Origin of the sequence: Bradyrhizobium sp. (genome assembly GCF_004799445.1) — a bacterium.
GTDB lineage: Bacteria > Pseudomonadota > Alphaproteobacteria > Rhizobiales > Xanthobacteraceae > Bradyrhizobium.
Map to the genome: position 1 here is coordinate 1 of NZ_SSNA01000218.1, position 6227 is coordinate 6227.

General features: G+C 60.5%; 7 protein-coding genes. 6 read left to right on the top strand and 1 reads right to left on the bottom strand.

Annotation, left to right across the window (positions count from 1 at the left end; all coding sequences use genetic code 11):
* Positions 1–152: 152 nt before the first annotated feature.
* On the bottom strand, positions 153–464 hold the full coding sequence (locus E8A46_RS28625) for a P27 family phage terminase small subunit (RefSeq protein WP_291568335.1): 312 nt from the start codon (positions 462–464) through the stop codon (positions 153–155).
* Positions 465–511: 47 nt separating this feature from the next.
* Here E8A46_RS28625 and E8A46_RS28630 point away from each other — a divergent pair, with 47 nt between their 5' ends.
* The 6 genes from E8A46_RS28630 to E8A46_RS28655 form a co-directional block, all read left to right on the top strand.
* Positions 512–1273 carry a hypothetical protein gene (locus E8A46_RS28630; RefSeq protein ID WP_291568337.1) on the top strand — a complete coding sequence of 254 codons (762 nt, stop codon included), beginning with the start codon at positions 512–514 and terminating at the stop codon, positions 1271–1273.
* A gap of 57 nt (positions 1274–1330) precedes the next feature.
* Positions 1331–1687, top strand: coding sequence for a hypothetical protein (locus E8A46_RS28635; RefSeq protein WP_291568339.1), 357 nt, complete (start codon positions 1331–1333; stop codon positions 1685–1687).
* A gap of 17 nt (positions 1688–1704) precedes the next feature.
* Positions 1705–1971, top strand: coding sequence for a hypothetical protein (locus E8A46_RS28640; RefSeq protein WP_291568342.1), 267 nt, complete (start codon positions 1705–1707; stop codon positions 1969–1971).
* A 1071-nt stretch (positions 1972–3042) separates the two neighbouring features.
* Positions 3043–3963 (top strand): ABC transporter substrate-binding protein, encoded by a 921-nt coding sequence (locus E8A46_RS28645; RefSeq protein ID WP_291568345.1) that lies wholly within the window; start codon positions 3043–3045, stop codon positions 3961–3963.
* A 127-nt stretch (positions 3964–4090) separates the two neighbouring features.
* Positions 4091–5716, top strand: a complete 1626-nt coding sequence (locus tag E8A46_RS28650) for an amino acid ABC transporter permease/ATP-binding protein (RefSeq protein WP_291568348.1) — start codon at positions 4091–4093, stop codon at positions 5714–5716.
* A 37-nt stretch (positions 5717–5753) separates the two neighbouring features.
* Positions 5754–6227: acetamidase/formamidase family protein (locus tag E8A46_RS28655; RefSeq protein ID WP_291568351.1), on the top strand; the 474-nt coding region annotated here is incomplete at its 3' end.

A 6227-nucleotide genomic window follows, 5' to 3' on the forward strand; every position in this document is an offset into this window, starting at 1 on the left:
CGCACGACCGCAGCGCATCCAACCGGGCCGGCTCGATTTCAAGACTGCGAGCAGGCACATCGAGGCTCGCGAAAAGGCCGGCAATAATGCATCACGGGTCAAGATTGCCGACGAGCTTGCTCACGAACGACTTTGTTCGACGCGGCGAGACTTCAGGCATTGCAACAACGGTCGGTTGGATCACAAACGCATGCACACCCGGGGTGCGCGCGCAAGCCGCGCGTCGTTCCGACTACGTGACCCTCTTGCGCAATTTGCCGTTCCATGTCCCGGACTTGCCCGATAGCGATGCAATAGCTTTCGAGGCTGCCGAGATCAGCCGACGTAAGAATGCGCCGCTTAGTCAAGTCGGGCATCACGCGCCGCCATTCCGCCTTGGCGTGTTTGGACAGCCTGCCGGGTGCGCCGATCACGGCGTCAAGGTCGTTGCGACTGGGCGCTAGCTCTGGTTTACGACCCCTCATGCTGCAACCCTATCGACAAAACCCGAAACTCGCGTCACGATTGAAAAATGAGCAACTACTGGACCAAAGCTGCGGTTTTTTCGACGGCCATCATGATCGTCGTAATGAGCGTTTGGGCGGGCGTATATGGCCCTATCTGGCACGCGGCCTGGACTGCTCAGCCAGCGGACTGGCTCGGCTTTTCTGGCAGTGTCATTGGCGGATTTATGACTCTCTGCGCAGCGGGAATTGCGTGGCTCGCCGTTAGAATGCAGATAAGGAACGACCGTGAAATTGCTGCGCGCGGCCATTTTGCGGCCATGCGTGCCATAAAGTTCACCCTGCGTCCGGTTTTGGAGAGCCTTGACGTTGTGTGGGGAATTTTCGACGAAACCACGCAATTCAAAGGAACAGAAGAGGAAAAGCTTGATCGGACTACGTGGCTTCAATCCATGCTCTATGCCACTCCACCGCCGAGTGTCCTTGACGACTTGAAGAAGCTCGGTCCGGGCCTTGATGCGGACAGCGCTATTTTGTTCGAAAACGTTATTCTGAGGCTCTCCAATTTCTACAGATTGATGACCAGATACTCCGAGCAGACCGAACGCTCGGGCGAACTGAGTTGGCGAATGAATGATATTAAAATCATGCGCCTTCAGATTGGCCTTTTGAGAGATGCCGTCGAGAAATTCGAGCCAGCTTGGGCAAAGATATTTCAGCAACACAAAAAGATGCCTCTCGACAATTCGACTTACGCCGACGTTATGAGGAGTAGTTACAAGCTTTGGGTTGCTGAGGAAGCAAGTAGGCGCGAGAATGCGGACCATTGAGGACCTGCTTGCCGCAACCCTCTCGACAAGAACCGGAATGCGCGGCAGGTTTTTGGAATGAAACCACACCTTCCCGGTCTTCCGACCTTTTCGGCCCTGATGCTGTCGGCGATTTTGACCGTCTGGCTTGGTCTTTGGGGTCCAATTGACCTGAATAAGCTCCAGCCTTGGCAGCCTCTTTTGGTAGGTTTGTTCGCTATAGTCGCTGCGATCATCGCGTATCGAGGCGCGACTGCTATCGTGCGATTTAATAGAGAGACCCGTGATCGCGACGAGCGGAGGAAGAAGCTCGGCATTTATCTCCGAGCTGAACATACCTGCAATCAGTTGTCCGACCGAGCACAGAGCCTTGCCGAAAAGACGCGGGCGCGTTACCTCGGTAGCCGAACCATAGATATTGATGAATTAAAATAGTAACGGACGTGCCAGACATGGCTGAGGCGTGGGCGAACCTGGAGCTTTTTCCCACAAAAGCAGCGTTCAGACTTTCGCAGGTGCAATCTTGCATTCGGACGCTGAGCAACTTCGTGGCAAGTCAACCGCCAGAAACATCTTGGGAAATCGGCCAAGGTATTCCGTATTCTGCACAAATGAAGGTCACGAATGATTTGGCTAACGACCTTCGGAGAGCGTGCGAAGATGTTCTCGCGGAAATACAACCGATCATTCTGGCCATGTCCGAAGAAGAACATGGCTGAAAAATCGCAACTGACTGACCGCCGCGCGGGATGCCATTAGCCAAATACTTGGGATGAAGGACTCTTTGGAATGAACCCAATGTCCATCTAATCGTTCGGCAGGGTAGCCAGACCAAGACAGCAAGCCTTTGCCCGTCGGGTTGCGGCAGATTGGCACGACGGGCAACAATCCGGTTCACCGACACCCCAAATCAATGGCCTAATTCGCCCCGTCCCGTTCCGACAAGAGGGGCGGTCGCGCGTCGTCACGAACGCGGGATGGGATGTGGTGGACGCGAGAGCGTCGGCGCGCCATTGATGTCGCAGGGCGGGTTGAACCTCGTGAGCGATGTGCAGGCGCGCAAGACGAACGACGTTGTAGCGTACGGCAAAACCGTATGGTCCTGACACCCGTTGCTGGTGCCAAGTCGGCGGTGGCTAACCCAGACCCGACCGGGTTGGGCAGCCGCAAAAGCCGCCGACGACGGTGACAAGACGAATTCGTCGCCGGGGAGAGCACGGCATAAGCCGTAAAGCCATTACGCAGGGGATGCCGGATGCCTCCGCTGAGCCCGTATGCTCGTGCGCGCACCCACTCTCCATTTTGCGTACGAGACCGCGGGTGCGGCGTGCACCCGGCATTCCCTGCGCCCTCCCGTTTTCGAGGGCAAACCCTGTCAAGACTCGGGCGCATCGCGCCGCGGGACCGCGAGGTCATGCCCGCCATGAAGCACTGCGTTTATGAAGATCTGTTCGGACGGAAGACCAATGATACCAACGCACTCGACCGTCATCCTGAGGTGCCCGCGCTCTTGCGCGGGCCTCGAAGGATGGCCGCGAGTCCATGCGTGTTGCCATCCTTCGAGGCTCGCTTCGCTAGCACCTCCCGAGTGAGCGCAATTGCGCTCATCCGGGGATGACGAGCCGGTTCTGTGCCATCGCCCATAAATTCAGCAGCCCTGCCTAAATCCTGGCATCGGACCATCCAACTTATTGTGCGCCCCGAGACAAGCCTTCGGCGGGCGGGCGACCGTAGGCTCCCTTCGCACTTGGAACATGGCATCGCCATGACAACGTCGAAGGAGAGAGCAGATGCTTGAGCGGTTTTTGACCAAAGCGCGGACGCGGCGGCCGCAGCCCGCCGCAACGGCCGGATTGCGTAATGCTGCGCTGGTTGTGTTCCTGTTGGCAGGCGTTGGCGCGCCGGTGTCCGCGAACGCCGCCGCGCCGGCAGGGTGCGCGGCCTTGCAGGCCAAGTACCCGGATCTCAAGGGCAAGACGCTGGTCAACGCCATCAATCCGCATACGCCGGGTTATGAGGCGATCGATCCGAAGGATCCGAACAAATATGTCGGCTTCGACATCGACCTTGGCGAAGAGATCGGCGAGTGCCTCGGCTTCAAGCTGACCTACAAGGCGGTCACCTTCGCAGCGCTGCTGACGACGTTGTCGAGCGGGCAGGCCGATATCGTCATCTCCGATATCTATGCGACCGAAGAGCGCGCCAAGGCGGCCGACTTCATCACCTATTCAAAGGTGTTCGACGGCGTTCTGGTCGCCAAGGGCAACCCGAAGAAGATCACCGGCATTAATGACTCGATGTGCGGCGCCGCCGCGGCGGAGAACACCGGCTTTGTCGAAGTCCCGCTGGTCCAGGCGCTGGTTGCGCCGTGCAAGGCCGCCGGCAAGCCCGAACCGACCCTGCAGCTCTATGAAAATAATGCCAACTGCATCCAGGCGATCCTCGCCGGGCGTGCCGACACCTATGTCAACGACGTCAACACCGTTGATCAGGCGGTGAAGGCCAACCCCGACAAGCTCGAAAAAGCCATCGCGGTGACCATTCCCTATTCGGTCGGCATCGCGGTTCCCAAGAACAAGCCGGCGTTCCGCGACGCCGTGCTGGCGGCGCTGATCGAAGTCCAGAAGGCCGGGATTCACAAGGAGCTGCTCAAGAAGTGGGATCTTGATCCGAACAACTTCAAGGAGCCCGACATTCTTTCCGTCAACTAGATCATGATCCGATTAGGTTGGATCGGATCATGATCTCATCTCCTTGTTTGAGCATGATCTCCGCGCAAACGCGTTCCGCGTTTGTCGCGAGGGAAAACCGGTTCCCACTTTTCCGGATCATGCTCTGATGTCGCTGTTCGTCCACTATTTCAGCCTGCCGTACCTGCTCGAGGGCATCTGGTTCACCGTCGTGGTGACCGCGCTCGGGCTGGCCGGCGGGCTGATCCTCGGCCTGGTGCTTGCGGCGATGCAACTCAGTCGCTTCTGGATGCTGGCGGCATTCGCGAGGGGCTACACCGTGATCTTTCGCGGCACGCCGCTGATCCTGCAGATGGTGTTCGCCTATGATGCGTTGCCGCAGATCGGGCTGAAGCTCAGCGCGATCGGCGCCGCCGGCCTCGCGCTGGCCGCCAATGAAGCGCCCTTTATCGCTGAAATGCTGCGTGCCGGCGTGTTGGGCGTCGATCGCGGACAGGTCCTGGCCGGCCAGGCGCTCGGCATGACGCCGGCATTGTTGATGCGACGCATTATCGCGCCGCAGGCGATCAGGACGATGATTCCCGCCTTCGGCAACGAAACCGTCAGCGCGCTGAAGAATTCCTCGCTCGCCAGCGTCATCTCGGTGCAGGAGCTGACGCTGAGAAGCACGCAACTGGCGTCCTCGACCTTCGATTTCTTCTCGATCTTCTTCGCCTCCGGCCTGATCTATCTGGGGCTCACGACCGCGGTCAGCGTGATCCAGTTGTTCGTGGAACGCGCGCTTGACCTCGATCGCGCCACGCCGCAGGGGCGTCTTGCGGTCTTCCTGCCGTGGCGCCGGGTCGATCTTGCGACCAAGCTCAGGCTAGCCGAACAGGCGGCGGCGCCGACCGCCCCGACGCAGGTGCTGCCCGATACCCCGCTGCCGCCACCGCGCCCGACCTCACGGGCGGATCGGGCCAGGCACGCCGCGATGGTCGAACGCAACAATGTCGCCGTCGAGGTGACCGATCTGCGCAAGAAATATGGCACCCAGCCCGTGCTCGACGGGCTCGATCTGACCGTGCGGGTCGGCGAAGTCGTGGCCCTTCTGGGACCCAGCGGATCCGGCAAGAGCACGCTGCTGCGGTGCATCAACCATCTGGAGAATTGGGATTCCGGCATGGTACGCGTCGGCGGCCGCCGGCTCGGGCACCGCGATGACGGCAAGCCTTTGTCTCCGCGCGAGATCGCCAATGAACGCGCCGATGTCGGCGTCGGCATGGTGTTTCAGCAGTTCAACCTGTTCAGCCATTTGACGGCCCGGGAGAATATCGCCGGACCGCTGCGCTGGGTTCACGGCATGACCCGTATCGATGCCGACCGGCGCGCCCGCGAATTGCTCGAACGTGTCGGCCTCAGCCACCGCGCCGATGCGTTGCCGCGCCACCTCTCCGGCGGGCAGCAGCAGCGGGTCGCGATCGCCCGGGCGCTGGCGCCCAATCCGAGCGTGTTGTTGCTGGACGAGCCGACTTCCGCGCTCGATCCGGAACTCGTCAACGAGGTGCTGGAGGTGATCCGGCGGCTGGCGGTCGATGACGGGCTGACGATGATCATCGCGACTCATCAAATTCGCTTCGCCGATGACGTCGCCGATCGCGTCGCGTTCCTTTCCGGAGGTTCGATCATCGAAGAGGGGCCGGCCCACGACGTCCTGACCAATCCGCGCAACCCGCTGACCGCGCGCTTCCTCAGCATCATGGAAGCGGACAAGGCGCCGGAGAGAACCGCATGATCGATCCATCGCTTTCCCTTTCCCAGGAGGTACTTGCATGAAGCACTTGACGCTGCCGGTATCGCCGGCCTCCGTTCACTGGGGATATTTCAGCAAGAAGGTGACGCCCGCTTTGACGCTGCGTTCGGGAGACCGCGCCACCATCGAGACGCTGACGCATCACGCCAACGACGATTACGAGCGCATGATCGCCAACGATCCCGGCGCGGAAAGCGTGTTCCACTGGACCCGCGAGCACAAGGCGGTGGTCCGCCGCGGCGCCGGCCCGACGCAGGGGCCGTTCATTCGCGGGTCGGGCGAGGGCGTCGGCGTTCACCTGTTGACCGGGCCGGTCGCGATCGAGAATGCGGAGCCCGGAGACGTCCTCGAAGTCCGCATCCTCGACATCCGGCCGCGCCCCAGTTGCCATGCCTGCCATGCCGGGCGGTGCTTCGGCTCCAATGCCTCGGCGAACTGGGGTTTCCATTACCATGACCTGATCGAGGAACCGAAGCCGCGCGAGGTCATCACG